The organism is Sulfitobacter sp. LC.270.F.C4 (assembly GCF_032922545.1).
GTDB classification, from domain to species: Bacteria; Pseudomonadota; Alphaproteobacteria; order Rhodobacterales; family Rhodobacteraceae; genus Sulfitobacter; species Sulfitobacter profundi.
Genome location: NZ_CP136692.1, coordinates 2,508,175 through 2,531,568 on the forward strand (window position 1 = coordinate 2,508,175; position 23,394 = coordinate 2,531,568).

Genomic DNA, 23,394 nt, shown 5'->3' on the forward strand with positions numbered 1-23,394 from the left:
AGGAGAGACATGGACCAAACCGCCCCCCAGATACTGCCGCCCGCCACAGCAGCGGAATGTGACGCCGCCCTGCCGGATATCCTCGCCGCGCCCAAGGATGGCGCCGTCATAGAGCAGCTCTGTTTCCGCTCTGATTACGGCCTGCGAGACCACCCCGATCAGCTGGACCTGACCGTCGGCGAAGGCATCCGTGGCGAGCGTTGGACCAAGAAACCTTGGCTGACCCTGCCCGATGGCAGCCCCGACCCGCGGATACAGGTTTCGATCCTGCCCAAACGCATCATGGACCTGTGCTGGCGCGACCGCGCAAACACGCCCCACCCCGGCGATACGATGATCGTTGACATGGACCTTAGCCATGAGAATCTGCCCGTCGGCACACGGCTACAGGCCGGATCGGCGGTGCTCGAGGTGAGCGACAAGTTCAATACCGGCTGCATCAAATGGCGCGACAGATATGGCCAAGACAGCCTGCGCTGGATCAACCGAAAGGAAAACCGCCCCCACCGCCTGCGCGGTATTCTGTGCAAGATCGTGCAAGATGGCACCGTGCGGGTCGGCGATCAGCTCGTTAAACTTTGAGGCTTGGCAAAGAGCAAAGGCCGCCCCCATGGGACGGCCTTACGTTCATTTCATATTTGTAAGCTCGGCTCTCGCCTTGCGCGGGCTTAGCCTTCGACGCGCTGCAGGTTGATCTCACCCACGCCCACAGCAAAGTTCACGCCGGTCTGGGTGTTCACGCTCAGCGGCTGAAGCGCCAGCGTGTTTTCCGAGCCACCTGTCATCAGGTTGGCGCCTGCGCCGACACCAACGGTCGCCTCAGCAGAGACACCCTTGTAGCTGCCGTTCAGACCGCCTTCGTAATATTCCTGCTCAGTTGGGGCCAACACCAGCCAAGACATCTGGCCGTTCTGGGTCTTGCCGATATCGACGCCCCAGCGGTTGATCTCACCGACATAGGTCTCATCCTCGAGACCTTCTTCGATGGGGTTGAAGGTACAGGTCAGCTCGCGGGTGGAGCCAAAGATAAAGCCGGTGCCATCGCCCACATCGCAAGACAGCGACCCGATCTCAGCGTGGTCTACGGTCTCATTGTCATCGGCCATCGCGGTGGAACCGAAAGCGGTGGCGCTCAAGAGGGCGGCGCCGAGGGTCAGTTTGGTTGCATGCATCATCTTTTGTCACTTTCCGGCGCGGCGTTGCGCGCCTTTTCTGCTTTGAACGGCATTCGGGTGCCTTGGACAGGCGGCGCAGATGACCTGCCCCGCCCCTTTCAGACAGCCAGCATCGACACCAGATAGGGGCCGATGATGCCTCTCATCGCAGACCCAACGCCCATCCCCGGCTGGGGTTCCTGCCCGTGGCCACAGAGGCGAAATACCGCGCAGGGTGCCGGGGCGCGCAACGCCCCGGCACCGCTGGACAAATCAGCCGCTACATGGCACCGCTTGTCGCTATGAGTGATGATCTGATCCCCTTCTCGCCCGACAGCGGCGATGCCCCAGCCCTGCGCCGTGCTTTTGGGCGTTTCGGCACCGGCGTGACCGTGGTGACCGTGAAAACCGCACAGGGCCCCTTGGGGATGACCGCGAATTCCTTCGCCTCGGTCTCGCTTGAGCCGCCCTTGGTGCTGTGGTCGCCTGCGATCTCATCCAAACGGCACGACAGTTTCACCTCGGCTGCATCGTTCTGCATCCATGTCCTTGGCGCGGATCAAGAGGATTTGGCCCAGCAGTTCGCTGGTCAAGGTCACGACTTTTCCGGTTTCGACTGGACCGAAGATGCCGCAGGCGTGCCGACCTTTTCGGGCTGCCTTGCCCGGTTTCACTGCAACACCTACGCCGTGCATCCGGCGGGCGATCATTCGCTGATTTTGGGCCATGTGCAGCAGGTCGCCCTGCGCGAGGATGGCGCGGCGGGTCTGATGTTCGACCAAGGCCGCTATGGCCAATTTACCCCGCGCGACGCAGATTGAACGCGGCCAAGGGCGCCCCGCAAGGCGCCCCCGTTCTCAGTAATCCCGCTCAAAGAAGATGCCGATGCTGCTGTCGCCATCCGAGCCAAGCGTGCCCTTGGCCGTCAGGCTTTCGGTAATGTCGAGATTGAGGGAAACCTCGCCAGTCCCGTCAGAGGCCGCCGTGACATCGGTATAGACATTGTCGGTCAGGTATTTCCCAAGCCGCAGCGCCGTTGCACCGTCGTCGGTGGTGGTCACATCCAGATCGTCCAAGCCAAAGCCTTCGCGCAGGTTGCCGATCACCCCTTCGCCGCCACGGCCCGCAAGGGTCGCCACCGCACTGGCCAATTGCAGCGCTTGGAAGGCCGAGATTTCCGAGATGTTGCGACCAAAGAGCAGTTGCGACAGCACCTCATCCTGCGGTGCGGCGGGGGTGGATTCAAAGGTCACCTCTGGCTCATTCGCAGGGCCGCTGACGATGACACGCACCTCGCCCGCTTCGGTATCGGTCGAGGTCACAAAGCGGATATAGGGAATGAAATCGCCCTGAAACTGGACCGAGCCTTCGTCGAGCAAGAAGCGTTTGCCCAAGATATCCAGCCGCCCGCGGATCAGTTCAAACCGCCCGGCAGAGATGATGCGGTTGGTGGTGCCGCTGAGGTTGAGCGAGCCGCCCAGTTCCGCATCAAGCCCGCGCCCGCGCACGAAAATCCGGTTGGGCGCGTTCAATTGCAGGTTCAGGCCAAAGCCGGGGCTAGAAGCATCCTCGGCAGGGTCTTCCCCCGCCTCGGCCCCCTCCAGCCCGGCCTTGCGCCGCGTTGCCAGAACATCGGCGGGCGCGTTGACATGGGTGATCTGCGGAATGTCCCCGATTGAGGTCAGCCCCGTTGCGGGCACCTGAATATTGGTCTCGCCCGCGTTGATCACCCCGGTGATCTGCGCCCCACCGCTTAAGGGGCCTGCAAGCCGCAGGTCGCCGTTCAGCGTGGTACTGTAAAGGCTTGGGTCTGCATAGACGAGATTGCGCAGGGTCACGCTGATATCCGCAGGCAAGGCCGGTGTCAGGGTGATCGCCCCCGCCACACGCAGCTCTCCGCCGTCGACTGCCTGACCGGTCACGTTCAACTGCGCCCGGTTGTTGCCAAGCTGGATATCCGCATTGATCCCGCGCAGCGCCACGCGCAGGTTCGGCGCGGTGAACGTCGCGTCGCTGGTGGTGATGCGCCCACTGACCGACGACAGCGCCGCCGGGCCATTGATTTGCAAGTCAAACTGCGCCTGCCCCTGCAAGTTGCGCGGGGCAAGGAAGGGACGCGACAGGCCGAGCGGCGCGTTGCCCGCGATATCAAGGTTCAGCGTCCCATCGGGGTTCACCAACCCAGCCACGGTCGCCTGCGTGCCAGCGGGGCCGTTGGCATTAGTGTCGATGCGCCATGCCTCCCCCTCGCGCCGGGCCGAGCCTGCGACGCTCAGCGGGCCGTTCACCTGCTCCACCAATGCGCCGATGTCCGGCATGTTCAGCTGGAAATCGACCGCCGCATTGGGGCCGGTCACCAAGCCTTCGACCGTCGCCCGCGCGCCGTAGGGGCCGCTGGCGCTTGCATCAAGCACCACACCTGCTTCGGTCTGGCGCGCCACGCCATTCGCGGCGAAAGAACCCGTGACGCTGGGCACCAGCGGGTTCACGTTGGGAACGGAGACGTCGAACCGCATTGAGACCTCACCGGTGACCAGCCCTTCGACCATGGCATTGCTGCCATAGGGGCCGTTGGCGCTCACATCCACGGCGATCCCGTCTTCTGTTTGACGGATGTCGCCGGTGGCCGAAAGCGGGCCATTCACACCGGGGGCGATGGGGCTAAGGTCGGGTACCGACAGATCAAAGCTGAGCGCCATATTCGGGCCGGTTGCCAGACCTTCGACCACGGCGCTGCTGCCGTAGGGGCCGGTCGCGGCGACATCCACGGCAATGCCATCCTCTTGCTGGCGGACGGTGCCCTGCGCGGCAAGCGGCCCGTTGACGCCGGGGGCCAGCGGGCTGACATCCGGCAAGGTCAGGTCAAAGCGCAGCGCCATGTCAGGGCCGGTTGCCAGCCCTTCCAGCGCAACGCGACTATCGTAGGGGCCATTGGCGATGGTATCGACGACAAACCCCTGTTCGGTCTGCTCCAGCGTGCCGCTGGCCTCAACCCCGCCGTTGATCTGCGGCACGAGAGGTTGGATATCGGGCAACGAAAGGTCAAAGGCCACATCCACGCGCGGCGTGACCAGCCCCCTGACCGAGGCCTGCGCATCAAGCGGGCCGCTGGCGTCGGTGTTGATCTCCCAGCCCTGTGGTGTCTGGCGCAACTCGCCCTTGGCCGTGACAGGCCCGGTGATATCCGCGTCAGGTATGAAATCTTCGATCCGCGGGATATCTGCGGTGAAATCGATCTGCGCGTCCTCGCCCGTGGCCAAGCCCGACACGGTCAGCGCCGCGTCATAGGGGCCATCGGTGACCGCATCGACAACCCAGCCGCGCGTCTCTTGCACCGCTGTCGCCTTGACCGCGATGGGGCCTTCGTATTGCGGCAGAACCAGCCCGACATCGGCGAGCGTAAAGTCCAAAGCCGCGCGGCTGTCTTCGCTGCGCAACTCGACATTGCCGGTCAAATCAATCGCGTCGTTCTTGAGGTCCAGATCACGAAGATAAGTCCCGGTCTCATTGCGCTTTGCGACCATGCTGAGGCTGGTGCGCCCCGCCAGAACCGCATCAGCCTGTTCGATCCCAATCTCAAGGTCATCCGTCCCGCCCGCAATCGCCAGATCAAACATACCGCCCAAAGGCGTGACCGTCCCGTTCAGCGCAAGCGCCGTGGCGCCCGCGATATCGCGGCCCGCCAGCGCGGAAAAGCGACTGATATCCTGCGCTTCGAGCGTCATCTTCAACTGCGTGAGTAGCCCGGTATCCACCCCGTCGATCGCCGCCTCGCCGGTCAGGCCATAGTCTTCTCCCGACAGGGTCAGCCCGTTGATCTCAATCGGTTCTCCTTCGACGAAACGGATTTCGGCGCTGCCGGTGATCGCGTCCCCAATGGCCTCGGCACTGGCCGGATCGGTCAGCGACAGCCCCTCGGTGGCAAAGGTCACATCGCCAAGGAATTGGCCCAAACTGCCAAGGTTGCCTTCGAGGATCCCATCAAGCGCCAGTTGCGTTTGCGCGATTTGCAGCGCGCCCGTGTCCAGCCCGGTGATGTCGAACGCACTTTCAAAGCGGTCGCCATCGGCGGCATCGTAATCCACGCGCAGGGTCACGGCCTCTACCCGCGTGCCCTCACCCGAAATCGGCAACAGGGTCGAAGTGCCATCGGGGTTTGCGATCCGGCCAGAGATGTCGATCAGGGTCGGCCACTTCTCTTGGTTCAGCGTGACCTGCCCCTCAAGATCGACGGAATTCGCCGCAAGGGCAAAGCTGCTGACCTCAACAGCACCGTTGCTCTCAAGCAGCGCATCCAGCGCCAGCCGCACGTCTTCCCCGAAAAATTCGCGGTAGCGAGGAGCGAGCAGCGCGGTGATGTCGCCGCCAATATCGGCCTGAATGCGACGGTCAGGGGTTTCGCTGGCGCGGCGTGGGGCCTGCGTGCCAAGGGTCACTTGTCCGGCCAAACGCTCCTCGCCATTGGTGGCGATGGTCACATCGGTCGCGAAATCATCCAGCGGGCCCGCGCCTTCGACGGTCATCTGCACTGAAGGCTGCCCCGGCAGGTTCAGCAGTTTCGAGGCGATGCCTTCGGGGTCTTCGGTCAGGTTCAGCAGCAGATCCAGCACATTTTCCGTGCGGTCGAAATCTGCCTGAATGTCGAACTCACCCTTTTTGCCATCGGTCCGGCGGGCCTGAAAATCGACAATACCAACCGTATCGGTCAGCCGCGCATTGGCGCGGACCGAAAGCTGCGCAGCCTCGCCCAAAATGGGCTCGCCCAGATTGATCTCATCAACGGAAAAGTCTGCGATTTCAATGGAGACGGGCAGATCGGGCAAGGCAAAGGGTTTGGCCTCGGCATCGGGCAGATCGACCTCATTGCTGACCGGTAGACGCTCGACATCCAGCCGCCCGGCGGTGAGCTGTTCAACCTCCAGCCGTCCGCGCAGCAGGGCCGAGCGGTTCCAATCCAGCACCACCTCTTCCAACGTCAGCCAGATGCCATCGTCGTCCGAAATAGTCATCCGATCAAAGGAGGCTGCTGAACTCAGCGCCCCCGAGAACCCGTCGATGCTGACGGTGCGGCCCGCGCCACTCAGCGCATCCTGAATGGTCCGGGTGAGAAAACCCTTGTCGTCATCCTGCGCAAAAGCCGGAGTGAGGCAGGCCAGATAGACAAAGCTGGCGGTGAGAATCTGCAAAAACTGTCGCATTAAAACGCCTGTCCAATCCCGATATAGACTTGGAAATCTTCATCAACTTCCGGCCCCGAGGTGGGCACGGCCACATCCAGACGGATCGGGCCGATGCCCGTGGCATAGCGCAGCCCCAGCCCCGCGCCGGAGTGCCAAGTGCCTGATCCGTCGTAGAATTCTTCTGACCCGATATAGCCCGCATCGGCAAAGCCCACGACGCCGATCTTCTCGGTCAGGGCCACGCGCGCCTCTGCCGAGAGGCCGACAAAGCTGCGCCCGCCCACGGTGTCGCCGCTTGCCAGATCAACCCCCAGCGACTGATAGGGCTGCCCGCGCACGGTGCCGCCCCCGCCAGAGTAAAACAGGTAATCCGCAGGCGCCTCGGAAAGGTCCGGCCCAGCGACGGAGCCAAGCTGCCCCCGGAAGGCCAGTGTCACGGGGCGCTCGGTTCCAAAGCTGCGGTAGTAACGCGCATCAAAATAGGTCCTCAGACCGCTTTCAGACCCCGACAGCGCGACGAAGGGCGTGATATTAGCGTCGATGTAATAGCCCTCGGTCGCGTCCAGTTCCTTGTCGCGGTAGTCGAACTCAGCCCCCAGCGGCAAGGTCAGCAGGGTGTATTGGTTGGTGCCAAAGGCATCCTCTGTCTCGGCCACACGCAGGCCAAGGCCCGCAGAATAGGTGCGGTTTTGGTTGGCGATCCGCTCGATCCCCGCTTCCAGATCCAACTGACGGGAGAAGTAATTCACCTCATCCAGCTGCTCTAGCGTCGCCAGCGCATAGAAATCGGTATCTTCGTTAAAGGTCGCCGGACGCTCGAACCGAGCGGAGAGCGTATAGTCTTCGCCGCCCGAGTTGCCGCCGATGCCTTCGATCTCTGCCGACAAGCGCAGCCGTTCGGCTCCGCCCAACAGATTACGGTGCAGCCAGAAGGTGCTCAACGTCAGCCCTTCGAGCGAAGACAGTTCCGCGCCAAACCCAAAGCGGCGCTTGGGCGCTTCTGTCACCTGCGCGGCAATGGGCAGCGTGTCATTTGGGCCAATCCGATCCGCTTCGATCAGGGCCACGGCATCAAAAGCGCCGGTGCGGCGCAGCCGTTCGGTGGCCAGTTCCAACTCCTCGGGAGAGAAGACCTCTCCCTCCGGCAGGCCCGCGATCTCAATCAGGCGGGCGGTGCGCACGTCTTCGTTGCCGGTCACGGTCAGCGCACCAAAGCGCAGCTTTGGTCCCGGGGCGATCCGCAAGGCAGCGTCGATCTGCCGTTCACGGTGTTTGGCCACAAGATCCTGATCGGCCAATTCCGCCTTTGCGTGGCCCACATCGCGCCAGCCGCCGACCCCGGCCGAGACGGTTTCCTTGAGCACACCAAGGCTCGCAGTTTCGCCGCTGGCGAAACCCTCCGGCAGTTCGGTACCGGGGGCAACAGGCGCGATACGGGCCGCGCCAAAGCGGAACTTTGGCCCCGGGTCCACGGTGATCACGGCGCGGTCGATGCGGCGCGGCGGCTGCACCGGGGGAATCGCGGCGGCATCGACGCCGTCCAATGTGATTTTAAGCGTCGGCCCGAAATACCCATTGTCGTAAAGCAGCGCCAAAAGCCTGCCATAGTCCGCCTGCGCTGCGGCGACCAATTCCTGCGGCGTGGCCGGTTCGGCATCTTCATCGGTTTGCTCGGCCAGCAGCGACCCGTCGCGCAGGGTGGCATAAAGCTCTGAATCATCGTCGATACCGGTGATGGCCAGTTCTGCCGCCTGCGCCGCAGCCCCCCCACCAAGAAGAAGTCCAAGAGCGAGACAATACGCCGCCCCTTGAGTCTGCCCTTGTTGCGCCACGCGCTACCCTCCTTGCGTTTCGTCACCCCGGTTTTCGCGCCGGTTTTCCTTAGCCCGCTCAGCACGAGCCTTTTTCTCATCAACCGTTAAACGGCATTGCCGCCTTGGCTGCAAACATTCTGCCGGGGCAATAGCGGTATGAGAGCCCTGTTCGCCCGTCTCGCACAGAAGCGGACCGCAAAATCGGCAAAATACCGCGCAGCAAAGTGTAGTCTGCACGCGACGAGAGACGAGGGCTGAAACGAGTTTTCTTTTTTGGGTGATCCAACCATCGCTTTGCCATTGCAAAGCATGGTGGTGCGGTCGGAGAGACTCGAACTCTCACGGGTGTTACCCCACAGCGACCTCAACGCTGCGCGTCTACCATTCCGCCACGACCGCACGCCATGGTTGGTGGGCGGGGTTTAGCCAAAGACCAAGGGCTTGTGAAGAGGCAATCGGCAAAATTTTTCAGTGAGTTTCAGAAAGCGGGTTAAGCCCCTACGTTCCCGCGGCCACTTCGCTGATCACAATCCCTTTAATGCCCTGCAATCTGACACCTCAGACGTTGAAACGCCGCGTCCGGCAAGCCATCTGTGGACCAAGCAACAAGGAACACTTCATGCCCGCAGATACCGCCACGCCTTCAACTGACGCCCCCACCGTGCAGATCGACATCGTGTCGGATGTCATGTGCCCTTGGTGTATCGTTGGCTATAAACAACTGGAACAAGCGCTCGGCGCGGTCGGCGTGGGCGCATATCTGCGCTGGCATCCCTTTGAGTTGAACCCGCAGATGCCAGCCGAAGGCCAAAACATGGCCGAACATCTGGCCGAGAAATATGGATCCACCCCCGCGCAATCGGTCGAGAATCGCAAGCGGCTGGCTCAGATGGGCAGCGACTTGGGCTTTGCCTTCAACTTTTCCGACGACACGCGGATGCAAAATACATTCGCCGCGCATCAGTTGCTCACTTGGGCGCAGGCCAAGGGGCTGCAACACCCGCTAAAAATGGCGCTCTTCGATGCGCATTTCACGCAAGGGCACAATGTGAATGATCCCGAGGTGCTGGCCGATGTCGCGGCCTCCGTCGGGCTGGACCGCACCGAGGCGCTGGAGGTGCTTAGCAGCGGCAGCTTCGCCGAACAAACCCGCGAAGCACAGCAATTCTGGACCTCCCGCGGCATTTCCGGCGTGCCGTCGATGATTTTTGAGGGCAAATACCTCGTTACCGGAGCACAGGGGGCCGATAATTATGCCCAGATGCTCCGCAAGGTTCTGGAAGAACGTGACGCCGCCGCCTAACGCAGAGCCTCTGGCGGTGCGGCGCGGGTCTTGCTAAGGCATCCCTATGGTTGAATGGATCATCAGCGACGGCTTGACCGATTACCGCACCGCCGAGGCGTGGATGGAGGCGCGCGCCACCGCCATCGCCGCGGGCGAAGCCGAGGAATGCATCTGGCTGGTAGAACACCCCCCGCTCTACACCGCGGGCACCTCGGCGCGTGCCGAAGACCTGACAGAGCCGGACCGCTTTCCCGTCTATCCCACCCGGCGCGGCGGGCAGTACACCTATCACGGACCGGGCCAGCGCGTGGCCTATGTGATGCTGAACGTCGCCGCACGGGGCCGCGATGTCCGCTGTTTCGTGCGCCAGCTTGAAAATTGGGTGATCGCCACATTGGATGAATTCAACCTGCGCGGCGAGGTTCGCCCCGGGCGTGTCGGCGTTTGGGTACAGCGGCCCGAGAAACCCGCCCAGCCCGATGGCAGCCCCGCCGAAGACAAGATCGCCGCGATTGGAATCAGGCTGCGAAAATGGGTCAGCTTTCACGGCATCAGCATCAATGTTGAACCGGATCTCAGCCATTTTGGCGGCATCGTGCCCTGCGGCATCACGAACCATGGGGTGACCTCATTGGTCGATCTGGGTCTGCCCGTGACGATGGACGATGTCGATCTGGCCCTGCGCGCCACCTTCGATGATGTCTTTGCCAATGACCCCTCTGGCAGCTGCGACATCGCCTCCTGAGAGAGGCAAAGCGCGCGCCAAGCGGCGTTAGAACCCGATTATACGTCGATAGCCGCAGCGGAAAAAATACCCTCCCTGCGACCATCGCGCCCATTGCCCCCGCGAGACGGTCGCTCTAAAACGGGCGCAACACCGCATGTGCCGCCTATGGCGCCATGTGTCCAATTCATTTGCAGGAGGCACCGCATGGCAGACGCAGCCATTCACGGCCAAGATCATCACGACGACCGGGGGTTCTTTACCCGGTGGTTCATGTCCACAAACCACAAAGACATCGGTATCCTTTATCTGATCGTCTCGGCCTTGGTCGGTCTTATCTCGGTGGCATTCACCGTTTACATGCGCCTTGAGCTCATGAACCCCGGCGTTCAATACATGTGTATGGAAGGCGCGCGTTTCATCGCGGATAGCTCTGCCGCCTGTACGCCCAACGGCCACCTGTGGAACGTGCTGATCACCGGCCACGGCATCCTGATGATGTTCTTCGTCGTGATTCCCGCCCTCTTTGGCGGTTTCGGCAACTACTTCATGCCGCTGCAAATCGGCGCGCCGGATATGGCGTTCCCACGGATGAACAACCTCAGCTTCTGGCTCTATGTCGCCGGTACAACGCTGGCGGTCTGCTCGCTGCTGACACCGGGCGGCAATGGCCAACTGGGGTCCGGCGTGGGCTGGGTGCTCTACCCGCCGCTCTCGGTACGTGAAGCAGGCATGTCGATGGACTTCGCGATCTTTGCGGTCCACGTCTCGGGTGCGTCTTCGATCCTCGGTGCGATCAACATGATCACCACCTTCCTGAACATGCGTGCCCCCGGCATGACCCTGTTCAAAGTGCCGCTCTTTGCATGGTCGATCTTCGTCACAAGCTGGCTGATCCTTCTGTCCCTGCCGGTACTGGCGGGCGCGATCACCATGCTGCTGATGGACCGCAACTTCGGATTCGCCTTCTTTGACCCCGCAGGCGGTGGTGACCCGATCCTCTACCAGCACATCCTGTGGTTCTTTGGTCACCCCGAAGTTTACATCATCATCTTGCCCGGCTTTGGCATCATCTCCCACGTCATCGCGACCTTCTCGCGTAAACCGGTCTTCGGCTACCTGCCGATGGTCTGGGCGATCATCGCGATTGGCGCTCTGGGCTTCGTCGTTTGGGCGCACCACATGTACACCGTGGGCATGACCTTGAACCAGCAGGCCTACTTTATGCTGGCCACCATGGTCATCGCGGTGCCAACAGGGGTGAAGGTCTTCAGCTGGATCGCCACCATGTGGGGCGGCTCTATCGAGTTTAAAACTCCGATGCTTTGGGCCTTCGGCTTCCTGTTCCTCTTTACTGTTGGTGGCGTCACCGGCATCGTGCTGAGCCAGGCCGCTGTGGACCGTGCCTATCACGACACCTACTACGTCGTGGCACACTTCCACTACGTGATGTCGCTCGGTGCCGTCTTCGCCATCTTTGCAGGCATCTACTTCTACCTGCCCAAGATGACAGGCCGTATGTACCCCGAATGGGCAGGCAAACTGCACTTCTGGGCGATGTTCATCGGCGCCAACCTGACCTTCTTCCCCCAGCACTTCTTGGGCCGTCAGGGCATGCCACGCCGCTACATCGACTACCCCGAGGCATTCGCCTACTGGAACCAGTGGTCCTCGATCGGCGCCTTCCTCAGCTTCGCCTCCTTCCTGTTCTTCTTCGGGATCATGGCCTACACGCTGACACGCGGCGCCCGCTCCACGGCGAACAACCCATGGAACGAGTTCGCGGATACGCTAGAATGGACCCTGCCCAGCCCGCCGCCCGAACACACGTTCGAGCAGCTTCCAAAGCAGGAAGACTGGGACAAACAGCACAGCCACTAAGCGCTGCGTCACAATTTCAAAGGCCCCGCCACACGCGGGGCCTTTTCTTTTGCACCGCTGCACTGTCACACTCAGCGAAAGCCCCAGACAAAGGTCACCCCAAGCCTCTCACCCTCACTCCGATTTACGCCGCCCTTTGTGCGCTGGTTTTTCTCGGCCTCAGCTGGCATGTGATTGCCTACCGGCGGGTCAATCGCATCTCTCTCGGCGATACCGGAGACAAGGCGCTGCTCAAACGCATGCGCGCACAGGCCAATGCCGCAGAATACATGCCCATCGCGCTGATCTTGCTGGCGCTGACCGAAGCCAATGGCGCCCCCGCACTGGCTGTCCACGCCCTTGGCCTCGCGCTGCTGACAGGCCGCATCCTGCATCCTCTAGGCTTTGCCGCCACCCCGCAAAAATTCATCCTGCGCCAGGTCGGTATGGTTCTGACCCTCGCCATGATCGCCGCCTCGGCCCTCGGTTTACTGGGTCACGCCCTCTTCTAATTCATCCTTTTTCAAATACCCGCGGGGGTCCGGGGGCAGCGCCCCCGCCCTGCGCAACTTTTTCCGCCAAAAACCACATTTCCCTCTTGAAGCCCCCTGCCCCAATGGGTATTTCGCCCTCACCAGACGGTAAGCGGGCGTAGCTCAGGGGTAGAGCATAACCTTGCCAAGGTTAGGGTCGGGCGTTCGAATCGCCTCGCCCGCTCCATCTGGTCTTCACAGGGTCGCATCCTCGGATGCGGCCCTTTGTGTTTTTCAGGCCCGTGACGAATGCCAGAAAAATCGCATGGACCCGGCCAAGCCGCCGCATTTTACCTCTTGCAGCCCCCCGCGCGAATGGGTATTCCCCCCTCACCAACCGGATGCGGGCGTAGCTCAGGGGTAGAGCATAACCTTGCCAAGGTTAGGGTCGGGCGTTCGAATCGCCTCGCCCGCTCCAGGTTGATCCTACCACCCCGTAGGAAACGCAAAGCCGCCCCTCGGGGCGGCTTTTGTGTATCTCGCGTCCACCATGACATAAAAAAACGCCCCATGACGAACACGGGGCGTAAGGTACGGAACGAGGGACAGTAGGTGGCCGGCAGGCGTTCCGGGCCTGCGGTCACCTTTAAATTTAGGAACCCTTGGCCGTTTTCAAAGGGGCCGGACCCTGCGGCCCCGCCCCCTGCCCGGTTTTGAGCCAGTTCTTGCCGATTCTCAGCCCCCGACCCGGCTGGCATAAAGCGCAATCGCCGCGGCGTTAGAGACATTGAGCGACCCAAATCCGCCAGCCGCATCGATCCGCACCAGCGCATCCACGGTCTCGCGGGTCTTCTCACGCAGCCCCGGCCCCTCGGCCCCCAGAACCAGCGCCACAGGGCGGTCACGGCGGCCCTCTACCGCGCCCTCGATGGTCTGGGTGGCCTCCCCATCCAGCCCCAGCACCAGATACCCCATATCCTGCAGGGCGCGGATCGCATCAGCGAGGTTGCGCACCCGCAGATAGGGCTGACGCTCCAACGCGCCGCTGGCGGTCTTGGCCAACGCGCCGGTCTCAGGCGCGGAGTGGTGCTTGGTGCCGATGACCGCCGAAGCGCCCAAGACTTCAGCCGAGCGGAGAATCGCGCCGACGTTGTGCGGATCGGTCACCCGGTCGAGCAACAGCAGCCGCGGTGCGGAATCACCGATGGCGACATCCTCCAACCGGCCCCAGTTCAGCGGCTTCACTTCCAGCACCGCGCCTTGGTGGACGGAGTTGGGATCGAGCGGCGGGCGGAACTTGCGCGGGTCGACGACCTGCGGCGTGATTCCCGCCTCTGCGATGGCATCCTCCAACTTGGCTTGGGCATTCGGCGTGACCATCAGCTGCAGTTTTTCGCGGTTCGGGTTCATCAGCGCATCGCGCACCGCATGCAGGCCAAAAAGCCAGACCGTCTGCGCCGCTTCGGCCTTCTTGTCCTGCTCTTTTTGCACGACCCATTTGGGTTTCTTCATCTCTTTATCCTTTCGTGCGATTTCCCCAACATTTCTCAGGAATTCGCCTTGACGCTTCTTTGGGTCGCTTGTAATCACGCCCCCACGTCAGGTGCAATGCACAGGACAAAGTGGGCGACAGGCCGCAAGGTGTGGCAGGGGACTGTAACTCCCTCGCGGAGACGCACGCCTGGTTCGATTCCAGGGTCGCCCACCACTTTCTCCTCCGTAGATGACCCCGGAACCACGCGAGCGTAACGCCCGTGGCCACCGATCGATCCCCCGGATCGATCCTGCGTGCTTCAGCCATGTGGCAGGGCCCGCCTGCGGCTCCCTCGCGGAGACGCACGCCTGGTTCGATTCCAGGGTCGCCCACCACTTTCTCCTCCGTAGATGACCCCGGAACCACGCGAGCGTAACGCCCGTGGCCACCGATCGATCCCCCGGATCGATCCTGCGTGCTTCAGCCATGTGGCAGGGCCCGCCTGCGGCTCCCTCGCGGAGACGCACGCCTGGTTCGATTCCAGGGTCGCCCACCACTTTCTCCTCCGTAGATGACCCCGGAACCACGCGAGCGTAACGCCCGTGGCCACCGATCGATCCCCCGGATCGATCCTGCGTGCTTCAGCCATGTGGCAGGGCCCGCCTGCGGCTCCCTCGCGGAGACGCACGCCTGGTTCGATTCCAGGGTCGCCCACCACTTTCTCCTCCGTAGATGACCCCGGAACCACGCGAGCGTAACGCCCGTGGCCACCGATCGATCCCCCGGATCGATCCTGCGCGCGACGGCAACGTAACCGCCTCACGGGATCAGCACGTCCCCCCGCGAAAACGCCTCAAGCTCCATGCTCAGATCGTCGTATACCAACTGAACCCGAACCGTCTGAACAGACCCGAGGTCGAATGTCAGATACGGCTGCGGATCATCATCCAGAATCGCATTGGGCGAAGGCAGCGCCTCGTGACAGGGGGGCATCGGCCAATTCTGCATCGGCGCGTCGTTGACCGCGATTGCCATGGCGGCCAGCCCGCAGCGCCAGCTCCACAGATGGGTGACATAGACGAGGTCCTGCCCATCATACTCCCGCACCGCGATCCAATTGCCGCGCGTCGCGTTCAGGATCGGCTTCACCTCTGCGGCGGTTGTGAACCGGCCCGTGGGGGTTTGATCTTCGGCAACCAATCCGGGGGGCACGGCAGCCATGTGAAATGCCCGCGGCGGTTCTGCGGGTGCGAGAGGCGCCGCCGGACTGGCCGGTGCTGCGGGCCGCGCCGGGGCCTGCACCGTCATCGGTGCATCCGGTCGGCCAACCCCCTCCAAAGGGGCGGCTGGTCCGCCAAGGCTGATCGCGATCACGGCGAAGACAAAATCGAACATTCCGAACCCTCCCGCAGGCCGCTCAAATTGCTGGCTTTTGCCAAGAGACGCCTGCCCCTATATTGGCCGAAAACCAAAAGGCCTTGCCCAAGTATGACACGCAATTCGCGTATCCCGCAAACTTTCAACGTCGTCATCGTGGGGCAGCAGGGCCGGCTGGCCTATGAAGCGTTGCTTTTTGCCGCCTCCCTGCGCCATTCTTGCCCGCAGTTCCAAGGCCGCCTGCTGATCGCCGAGCCGCAGCCCGGACCGCTTTGGGACAACGACCCGCGCATCATCGACACCGCGCTGCGTGAGGCGCTGACCGACCTCGGAGCAGAGTTCATCCCCTTCGAGAGCCAGCATTTCGGCAGCGCCTACCCCTATGGCAACAAAATCGAGATGCTCAGCGGCCTGCCCGCGGGTGAACCCTTTGTTTTCTTTGACACAGACACGCTGATCACTGGCGATCTGGCCGCCGTGCCTTTTGATTTCGACCGGCCCTCGGCCTCCCTGCGGCGCGAAGGGACATGGCCCGAGCCGCAGCTTTACGGACCGGGCTATACCGCGCTCTGGAAGTCGCTTTACGACAAGTTTGACCTCAACTTCGCCAGCAGCCTCGACCTGAGCCAGCCGGATGAATATTGGCGCCGTTACCTCTATTTTAACGCCGGGTTCTTCTACTACCGCTGCCCGCATGAATTTGGCGCGCTGTTTCTGCGCTATGCGCTGGCGGTACGGGATGATCCTCCTGTGGAACTCTGCGCGCAGAGCTTCGACCCATGGCTCGACCAAATCGTGCTGCCACTGGTGATCCACGCCCTCGGCGGCGGGCGGGATGCCCTGCCCTCTGGCTTGCTGGATGGCACGGTGACCTGCCACTACCGGTTTCTGCCGCTGCTCTATGCCCGCGAAAGCGACCATGCGATTGAGGTTCTAGAGACCATCACCGCCCCCAACCAGATGAAAAAGCTGCTCAAGCAGCGCGATGCGTTCAAGCGGATGGTCTATCAGGGGCGCGGCGCAAAGGTGCGCGCGCTCTTTGATCAAGACAACCTGCCGCGCCGCGAACAGGCGATCCGCAACCGGATCAAATCCAACGGCTTTTGGATGCGCTGAGCGAACCGTCCCCCGTTGTCTGGATGGATCTTTGCGCCTAGGCTGCGCGAAATCCATTTTTCTGAGAGGACAGACCGATGGCCGATAGCCCCAATCATCATTTTGACACGTTGCAGATTCACGCAGGCGCCACACCCGACCCGGCCACCGGTGCGCGGCAGACGCCGATCTACCAGACCACGGCCTATGTCTTTCGCGATGCCGATCACGCGGCGGCGCTCTTTAACCTGCAAGAAGTCGGCTATATCTATTCGCGCCTGACCAACCCCACCAACGCCGTCCTGCAAGAGCGGATTGCCACGCTCGAAGGCGGTGTGGGGGCGGTCTGCTGCTCCTCGGGTCACGCGGCGCAGATCATGGCGCTGTTCCCGCTGATGGGACCGGGCAAGAATATCGTCGCCTCCACCCGTCTTTATGGCGGCACGGTCACGCAGTTCAGCCATACGATCAAACGCTTTGGCTGGTCCTGCAAGTTTGTCGACTTCGACGATCCGCAGGCCGTGGCCGATGCGATCGACGATGACACCCGCGCGGTCTTTGGCGAGGCCATCGCCAACCCCGGCGGCTATATCATGGATGTACGTGCCATCGCCGATGTGGCCGATGCAGCTGGCATTCCGCTGATCATCGACAACACCAGCGCCACGCCCTACCTCTGCCGCCCGATTGAGCATGGGGCCACGCTGGTCGTCCATTCCACAACAAAATACCTCACCGGGAATGGCACCGTGATGGGCGGTTGCGTGGTGGACTCGGGGAAGTTCGACTGGTCCGCGAATGACAAATTCCCCTCGCTTAGCCAGCCCGAGGAAGCCTATCACGGGATGAAGTTCCACGAGACCTTTGGCGCTATGGCCTTCACCTTCCACGGCATCGCCATCGGGCTGCGCGATCTGGGCATGACGATGAACCCACAGGCGGCGCATTACACGCTGATGGGGATCGAAACCCTGTCACTGCGGATGGACCGCCATGTGCAAAACGCGGTCAAGGTTGCCGAATGGCTCGAACAGGACGACCGCGTTGATTACGTCACCTACGCCGGGCTGAAATCCTCGCCCTATCACGAGCGGATGCAAAAGGTCTGCCCCAAGGGCGCCGGCGGGCTTTTCACCTTTGCGGTCAAAGGCGGTTATGACGCCTGCGTGAAACTGGTCAACAGCCTTGAAATCTTTAGCCATGTGGCGAACTTGGGCGATACGCGCTCGCTGATCATCCACTCGGCATCGACCACCCACCGCCAGCTGACGCAAGAGCAGCAAGAAGCGGCAGGGGCCGGGCCGGGCGTGGTGCGGATCTCAATCGGGACAGAAGACGCCGACGATCTGATCGCCGATCTGGATCAGGCGCTGACCAAAGCGACCAGCTAAACCTTTGCCCCCGCCGATCACCTCGGCGGGGGATTTTCCATCCAAGGCGGCTTACTGCCCCGGCGCAATCGCGAAGGTCATGGAGACCTCGGCCTGCAGCTCGACCTCGCCTTCGGCCACAGCGCTGTCCATCGCCATGCCCATGCGGGCGGCCTCGAACATCTTAGGCTGGGAATGCGAATTCTCGGTCATGCGGATCAGCGTGCCCAGCTTCACCCCCGCGGCATCGGCCAATTGCCGGGCGCGTTCGGTGGCATCGGCAACCGCGGCTTTGCGCGCCTCTGCCAGCGCGTCTTTCGGATCTTGAAGACCAAATTCCAAGCCGTTGAAATCATTCGCACCTTCGTCGATCACCGCGTCCATCATCGCACCAAGCCGGTCCAGATCGCGGACCTTTACGGTCACCGAATTGCCCGCTTGATAGCCGGTGATGCGCGGCGGGGCGCCATTTTCGACGGGGCGGCGGTCATGCACGGGGCGCAGGTAGAAGCGGCTGGTCTGACGGTCCTTCGCCGCGATGCCCTGCGCGTCAAGCTGGGTCAGGATCGCAGATACCGCTTCGGTCACCTTGTCCATCGCGGCTTTGGCGGTCTCGGCCTCTTCGGTCACGCCCAGCGTGATCGTCGCCATGTCGGGCACGGCGGCGATGCTGCCTTGGCCGGTGACGATAATCCCCTCTTCCGGTCCCTGCTGGGCCGAGACCAGCCCCGCCCCCGCCATCCACGCCAGTGCCACCCAATTCATCAGTCGCATGTTCGCTCCTTTCCGTGCATCAATGCGCCGCCATTTGCCCATTGCGGGCCCCCGCTGACAAGCACCTGCGCGGCGCGCACCCTTCCCTTGGGCGAACTCCTGCTCTATCCTTCGCGAAGACTGCGGCGCGTCTGTAAGTGCGCCCGACCCCATGCTAAAGTCGACCCCGATGAAGCCGAATTTTACCCTCTCCCTGTCGTTCGACGGCATTCGTTTGCTCCACCGCACATCGGGCGGCTGGCAGCTTGTTGGTGAAGTGGCGCTCGACAGCGCCGATCTGGCGGCGGAACTGGCGGTCTTGCGCAAAACCGCGACGGCATTAGAGCCCGGCGGGCTGCGAAGCCTGCTCCTGATCCCCGACGCGCAGATCAAATATCTGGCCATCGACACCACCGGAATGGACCCCGCCGCCCGCCATGCCGCAGCGGCTGAGGCGCTTGAGGGGGCAACGCCCTATCCGGTGGCTGATCTGGTGTTCGACGTCCACGCCGATGGCGCGCAAAGCCATGTGGCCGCCGTGGCCCGCGAAACCTTGGAAGAGGCCGAAGCCTTTGCGGTGGAGCACCGTTTCCACCCTGTCAGCTTTGCCGCCGCCCCTGCCGCCGAGGCGTTTGTAGGCGTGCCGCATTTCGGCATGACCCAAGCCGCATCGGCGCTTTTGGACCCCGGCGAAACCGTGACTCCCGAAGCGGAGCCCATCGTGATCTCCGGCGTGATGAGCGCGCCTGCGGGGCCGATCGTGGACACGGATGAGACGACGCCCGTGGCCGACACATCAGTGGCAGACACACCGGTGGCCGATACGCCCGTGGCGGAACCTGATCTCGCAGCTACGCCCGAAGAGACACCGCCGCTGGCAAAGGAAGACCTGCCCGAGTTGGCCACCCCCGAGGAATCGCCGGAAACACCCCCGGCGGCGTTGGAGCCGACCCCCAAAGAGACGCCCCCGCCCCTTGAGGAAGACCTGCCCGCACTGGACGCGGCAGTGATCCCTGCGGCAGAGGAAACAGAAGCGTCAGCCCCCGCGGCAGAGGCTGAACTGGCCCCCACGCCAAAAGAAACGCCACCGCCAGTGGAAGAGGACCTACCCGCGCTGGATGCCCCTGCGCCCGCCGCAGAACCGGCTGAGGCTGCGCCGCTATCGACGCCCCCCGCCAGCGGCAGCGTTGCGGCCTCCGCTGCGCCACTGGCCGCAGCGGCCGCAGCACAGGCCAAGCCGCCCGCCGCCCCGCGGTCTGAGCCTTCGCGCAGGGTCGATTTCTCTGCCCCGCCGTCGCGCAGCGCCCCTGCTGCCGGTTTCGCAAGCCGCCGTGGCGGGAGTGAGAGTGCACCCAGCCTTGGTGGTGCGAGCCGCGCGACACCGCCGCCTCCGCCCGCCGCGAAGCCGGAACCATCGCCCGCACCCGCGCCCAGCACACCGTCGCTGCCCGTCGGCGCGCCTTCGCCCGCCGCGGCCCCGCTGGCGCCACAGATGCCCGTCGAACCGGCAGCCACCGCCGCCGCGGCAGTGGCCGCAGCCCCCCAGCCCGACAGCAGTTCTCTGACGCCCGAAGCGCCCTCCTCCGGTGGGGCCTTCCTCAGCCGTCGTAAGCCCAAGGCATCGAAAGACCGTCGGTCGGCCTCCGCCGCCGCGGCCACCGCCCCCCCCGCGTCAGAAGCCGATCGAATGACCGTTTTCGGCGCCCGCCGCCGCAACGAAGTCGGCGGCAAGCCGCGTTTCCTTGGCTTGATCCTGACAGCGGCGCTCTTGGTTTTCCTTGCAGGTGTCGCCGCTTGGGCCTCGATCTTCCTTGACGAGGGCAGCGCCCTTTCGCGGCTCTTTGGCGATCGCAGCCCGCGCAGCACCGCCGAAGCCTTGGCACCTGCGGAAACGCCCAGCATCGACGAAGAAATCGCCGTGCTGCCCCCTGAACCAGCTGAGCCGGACGCGATTGAAACCGCCGCGTTGGACGCCGGTCTGACCGATGAAGACGGTGCCGTGCTCGACGCCCTGCGCGACCCCGAGCCGCGCCCCCTGACCGAGATGACCGAGGCCGAGATTGACGCCAAATATGCCACCACCGGCATCTGGGCCCGCGCACCGGACGTGCCCCCGGCCCCGGCGGCGGCAATTGATATCGACGATCTTTACCTCACCAGCATCGACCCGATCAGCAGCACGACAGATGCCGTGGCCCTGCCCTCGGTCGATGCCTTTGGCACCGATACGGCCCCCGGCGCGGTCAGCTCACCCGTAGCGGCAGGCACACAATTTGCGCTGGACGCCCGCGGTTTGGTCAAACCCTCAGCGCAAGGGGCGCTCAGCCCCGATGGGCATCTGGTCTACCTTGGTCGCCCCTCCGCCGAGCCGCCCGCCACACTGACCCGGCCAGAGGCCGAACCGGTGGCCCCGGAGGTCGATAACGCCTTGGCAGAGGCCCGGCCCCGCGACCGGCCCGATGATCTGGAAGAAACCACCGAACGTGCGCAGCTTGATGGGCTGACGCGCTCCGAACTGGCGGGCCTGCGCCCGCAGTTGCGGCCAAAGTCGGTTCAGGAAGAGGCAGAAGAAGCGCTTGTCGCGGCCGCCCCGCCCGAAGTGACCGTTGATCCGATTGACACCAGCGGCGCCGTTGCCGCCGCACTTGCCACGCCTCCGGCGATCCAGAACGCCACGAAACAGGCCACCACCCAATCACGCCGCCCCGATACGCGGCCCCGCAATTTTGACCGGATCGTGAGACGCGCCGCCCGCAATTCGGCCCCCGCACAGGTCGCCAGCGTCGCCCCTAAAGCGGTGCAGCCGCGCTTTCCGTCCAAAACCTCGGTCGCGAAACAGGCCACGGTGAAGAATGCGATCAACCTGCGGGACGTCAATCTGATCGGGGTCTACGGCAAACCATCGAACCGCCGCGCCTTGGTCCGGCTCAGCAATGGGCGCTATCAAAAGGTTGAGGTGGGTGACCGGATCGATGGGGGCCGCGTCTCGGCGATCGGCGACAGCGAGTTGCGCTATGTCCGCCGGGGCCGCAATGTCGTGCTGAAGATGCCGAACTAACGCCGGTTCGACTGCCCGCAACCGCGCGCAAAACGGGGCGCCGAAGCGCCCCTTCACCCCTTCCCGGATGTGCTTTGTTTACGAGGTCTCAAGCTCGCCGTTGTCGATCTGCTCTTGCTCGATCAATTCAAACAGCGCTTTGAAGTTGCCTTCGCCGAACCCGTCATCGCCCTTGCGTTCGATAAACTCAAAAAAGATCGGGCCGATGACCGTTTTCGAGAAAATCTGCAACAGGATGCGCGTCTCGCCCCCGTCGACGACACCTTCGCCGTCGATCAGGATGCCGTGTTTCTGCATCCGGTCCAGCGGCTCTTCATGGCCGGTCACGCGGTCCTTGCTCATCTTGTAGTAGGTCTCGGGCGGGCCGGGCATAAATTTGAGCCCGTTGTCGGCAATCGCATCCGTGGCGTCATAGATATCGCGCGCGCCCACGGCGATATGCTGGATGCCTTCGCCGTTGTATTTCTTCAGATAGGCCACGATCTGCCCGGTCTCGCCGCGGTCTTCGTTGATCGGGATGCGAATGCGGCCACAGGGCGAGGTCAGCGCGCGGCTGGTGAGGCCGGTGAACTTACCTTCGATGTCAAAGAAGCGAATTTCGCGGAAGTTGAACAGATCGCCGTAGAACTTGAACCAGACATCCATATTGCCCTTGTGGACATTATGCGTGAGGTGATCGAGGTAGTAGAACCCAACGCCCTCGGGTTTGGAGGTCGCGATCCAGTCGTATTCCCAATTGTAGGGCGAGGTTTCGTAATACTGATCAACGAAATAGATCAGCGAGCCGCCGATCCCCATGATCGCAGGCACGTCCAGCACCTTGCCATCGCCTTTGTATTCCTCGGCCCCCTTGGCGACCGCATGTTCCAACGCCTTTTGTGCATCGACCACACGCCAGCCCATCGAGGGTGCGCAGGGGCCATGCTCTTCGACGAAACGCGCGGCAAAGCTTTCGGGGTCGTGGTTCAGCACATAGGTGATGTCACCCTGCTGCCAAAGTTCGATCTTTTTCGTCTTGTGATTGGCGACATGGGCATAGCCCATTTTGGTAAAGACATCGCGCAGCGCCTGCGGGTCGGGGCTGGCAAATTCGACAAACTCGAAACCATCGGTGCCGGCGGGGTTCTCTGCCGTGATCTGCGATTTCGGGGCGTCATGTGGGAAAGGGCCCATGTCAGTCTCCTCTGCTTTTGGGATTTGGCCCATGATACGATGCACGTTCCGCGCTGTTTGCGCGTTTCGCGGCATGGTTCTGGTAATTTTCGCGCAAGAAGAGCATATTACCCATAAACCATGCGGGAAATACGCATCATGTTGGATGAAACAGATCGGCGGCTGCTGACGGCACTGCAAAAAAACGCCCACCTCACGGCGCAGGAACTGGGCCAAGAGCTCAACCTATCCTCCAGCCAAGCCGGGCGCAGGCGGCAGCGGTTGGAGGCGGAGGGCTATATTCGCGGCTATCATGCGCGGCTCGATCCGGTGCGGATGGGGCTTAATGTGCAGGGCTTCGTGCAGGTGCATCTGGGCACCCACGGGCCAGAGCATTCGGCCAGCTTTGCGCGGCTTATGGCCACCCGTCCCGAGATTGTGAGCGTTTGGACGATGACGGGGGATGCGGACTATCTCCTGAGGGTCTATTGTGACGATCTGCCGAGCCTGAACAGGCTCATTCACGACGTTCTTCTGCCCCATCAGGCCGTTAGCCGGGTGCATAGCCAGATTGTCATGGACCAACTGAAACAGGACGGGCCGCTGCCCACCTGACATTGAGAGA

Annotated in this window: 17 protein-coding genes and 4 tRNA genes; 13 read left to right on the top strand and 8 right to left on the bottom strand. The window is 62.8% G+C overall.

What is annotated here, in order from left to right; translation table 11 throughout:
• The first annotated feature begins 9 nt into the window (after window positions 1–9).
• Window positions 10–582 carry an MOSC domain-containing protein gene (locus tag R1T45_RS16120; RefSeq protein ID WP_317389587.1) on the top strand — a complete coding sequence of 191 codons (573 nt, stop codon included), beginning with the start codon at window positions 10–12 and terminating at the stop codon, window positions 580–582.
• A gap of 86 nt (window positions 583–668) precedes the next feature.
• On the opposite strand, the gene R1T45_RS16125 is transcribed toward R1T45_RS16120, so the two are convergent.
• On the bottom strand, window positions 669–1,175 hold the full coding sequence (locus R1T45_RS16125; protein ID WP_120350712.1) for a DUF992 domain-containing protein: 507 nt from the start codon (window positions 1,173–1,175) through the stop codon (window positions 669–671).
• A gap of 263 nt (window positions 1,176–1,438) precedes the next feature.
• On the opposite strand from R1T45_RS16125, the gene R1T45_RS16130 reads away from it, so the two are divergent.
• The gene (locus R1T45_RS16130) at window positions 1,439–1,975 is read left to right on the top strand and encodes a flavin reductase family protein (RefSeq protein ID WP_411041316.1); all 537 of its coding nucleotides are present in this window, start codon (window positions 1,439–1,441) and stop codon (window positions 1,973–1,975) included.
• A gap of 36 nt (window positions 1,976–2,011) precedes the next feature.
• Here R1T45_RS16130 and R1T45_RS16135 read toward each other — a convergent pair whose 3' ends face one another.
• The 3 genes from R1T45_RS16135 to R1T45_RS16145 all read right to left on the bottom strand — a co-directional run bounded on the left by R1T45_RS16135 (window position 2,012) and on the right by R1T45_RS16145 (window position 8,547).
• The gene (locus R1T45_RS16135) at window positions 2,012–6,352 is read right to left on the bottom strand and encodes a translocation/assembly module TamB domain-containing protein (RefSeq protein WP_317389588.1); all 4,341 of its coding nucleotides are present in this window, start codon (window positions 6,350–6,352) and stop codon (window positions 2,012–2,014) included.
• The gene (locus tag R1T45_RS16140; RefSeq protein WP_317389589.1) at window positions 6,352–8,166 is read right to left on the bottom strand and encodes an autotransporter assembly complex family protein; all 1,815 of its coding nucleotides are present in this window, start codon (window positions 8,164–8,166) and stop codon (window positions 6,352–6,354) included. The genes R1T45_RS16135 and R1T45_RS16140 overlap by 1 nt, the downstream gene beginning before the upstream one ends.
• Window positions 8,167–8,461: 295 nt before the next feature.
• Window positions 8,462–8,547, bottom strand: a tRNA-Leu gene (locus R1T45_RS16145).
• 220 nt (window positions 8,548–8,767) lie between these two features.
• Here R1T45_RS16145 and R1T45_RS16150 point away from each other — a divergent pair.
• The 6 genes from R1T45_RS16150 (at window position 8,768) to R1T45_RS16175 (ending at window position 12,968) form a co-directional block, all read left to right on the top strand.
• A complete protein-coding gene (locus R1T45_RS16150; RefSeq protein WP_317389590.1) occupies window positions 8,768–9,451 on the top strand; it encodes a DsbA family oxidoreductase in 684 nt (227 codons plus the stop codon).
• A 46-nt stretch (window positions 9,452–9,497) separates the two neighbouring features.
• Window positions 9,498–10,178, top strand: a complete 681-nt coding sequence (gene lipB / locus R1T45_RS16155; protein WP_317389591.1) for a lipoyl(octanoyl) transferase LipB — start codon at window positions 9,498–9,500, stop codon at window positions 10,176–10,178.
• 186 nt (window positions 10,179–10,364) lie between these two features.
• Window positions 10,365–12,038 (top strand): cytochrome c oxidase subunit I, encoded by a 1,674-nt coding sequence (ctaD, locus tag R1T45_RS16160; RefSeq protein ID WP_067622408.1) that lies wholly within the window; start codon window positions 10,365–10,367, stop codon window positions 12,036–12,038.
• Window positions 12,039–12,160: 122 nt separating this feature from the next.
• On the top strand, window positions 12,161–12,529 hold the full coding sequence (locus R1T45_RS16165; RefSeq protein ID WP_317391111.1) for an MAPEG family protein: 369 nt from the start codon (window positions 12,161–12,163) through the stop codon (window positions 12,527–12,529).
• A gap of 133 nt (window positions 12,530–12,662) precedes the next feature.
• Window positions 12,663–12,737: transfer RNA gene (locus tag R1T45_RS16170), tRNA-Gly, on the top strand.
• A 156-nt stretch (window positions 12,738–12,893) separates the two neighbouring features.
• Window positions 12,894–12,968: transfer RNA gene (locus R1T45_RS16175), tRNA-Gly, on the top strand.
• A gap of 257 nt (window positions 12,969–13,225) precedes the next feature.
• On the opposite strand, the gene rlmB is transcribed toward R1T45_RS16175, so the two are convergent.
• Entirely contained in the window at window positions 13,226–14,002 is a 777-nt protein-coding gene (gene rlmB, locus R1T45_RS16180) for a 23S rRNA (guanosine(2251)-2'-O)-methyltransferase RlmB (RefSeq protein ID WP_067626569.1), read from the bottom strand.
• A 112-nt stretch (window positions 14,003–14,114) separates the two neighbouring features.
• Between rlmB and R1T45_RS16185 the strand changes: the two genes are divergently transcribed.
• A tRNA-Tyr gene (locus R1T45_RS16185) sits at window positions 14,115–14,198 on the top strand.
• A 585-nt stretch (window positions 14,199–14,783) separates the two neighbouring features.
• Here the strand turns inward: R1T45_RS16185 and R1T45_RS16190 are convergent.
• Complete coding sequence (locus R1T45_RS16190) at window positions 14,784–15,359, bottom strand: hypothetical protein (protein WP_317389592.1); 576 nt, start codon at window positions 15,357–15,359, stop codon at window positions 14,784–14,786.
• 93 nt (window positions 15,360–15,452) lie between these two features.
• Here R1T45_RS16190 and R1T45_RS16195 point away from each other — a divergent pair, with 93 nt between their 5' ends.
• Both R1T45_RS16195 and R1T45_RS16200 read left to right on the top strand, forming a co-directional pair.
• Window positions 15,453–16,457 carry a hypothetical protein gene (locus R1T45_RS16195; RefSeq protein ID WP_317389593.1) on the top strand — a complete coding sequence of 335 codons (1,005 nt, stop codon included), beginning with the start codon at window positions 15,453–15,455 and terminating at the stop codon, window positions 16,455–16,457.
• Between the two features lie 77 nt (window positions 16,458–16,534).
• Window positions 16,535–17,827, top strand: coding sequence for an O-acetylhomoserine aminocarboxypropyltransferase/cysteine synthase family protein (locus R1T45_RS16200; protein ID WP_317389594.1), 1,293 nt, complete (start codon window positions 16,535–16,537; stop codon window positions 17,825–17,827).
• A 51-nt stretch (window positions 17,828–17,878) separates the two neighbouring features.
• On the opposite strand, the gene R1T45_RS16205 is transcribed toward R1T45_RS16200, so the two are convergent.
• Entirely contained in the window at window positions 17,879–18,580 is a 702-nt protein-coding gene (locus R1T45_RS16205; protein ID WP_317389595.1) for an SIMPL domain-containing protein, read from the bottom strand.
• Between the two features lie 169 nt (window positions 18,581–18,749).
• Here R1T45_RS16205 and R1T45_RS16210 point away from each other — a divergent pair, with 169 nt between their 5' ends.
• Window positions 18,750–21,617: a hypothetical protein gene (locus tag R1T45_RS16210; RefSeq protein WP_317389596.1), complete on the top strand. Its 2,868-nt coding sequence runs from the start codon at window positions 18,750–18,752 to the stop codon at window positions 21,615–21,617.
• A gap of 78 nt (window positions 21,618–21,695) precedes the next feature.
• Here R1T45_RS16210 and hppD read toward each other — a convergent pair whose 3' ends face one another.
• Entirely contained in the window at window positions 21,696–22,790 is a 1,095-nt protein-coding gene (gene hppD / locus R1T45_RS16215) for a 4-hydroxyphenylpyruvate dioxygenase (protein ID WP_317389597.1), read from the bottom strand.
• A gap of 138 nt (window positions 22,791–22,928) precedes the next feature.
• On the opposite strand from hppD, the gene R1T45_RS16220 reads away from it, so the two are divergent.
• On the top strand, window positions 22,929–23,384 hold the full coding sequence (locus R1T45_RS16220; protein ID WP_067626139.1) for an Lrp/AsnC family transcriptional regulator: 456 nt from the start codon (window positions 22,929–22,931) through the stop codon (window positions 23,382–23,384).
• Window positions 23,385–23,394: the final 10 nt, after the last annotated feature.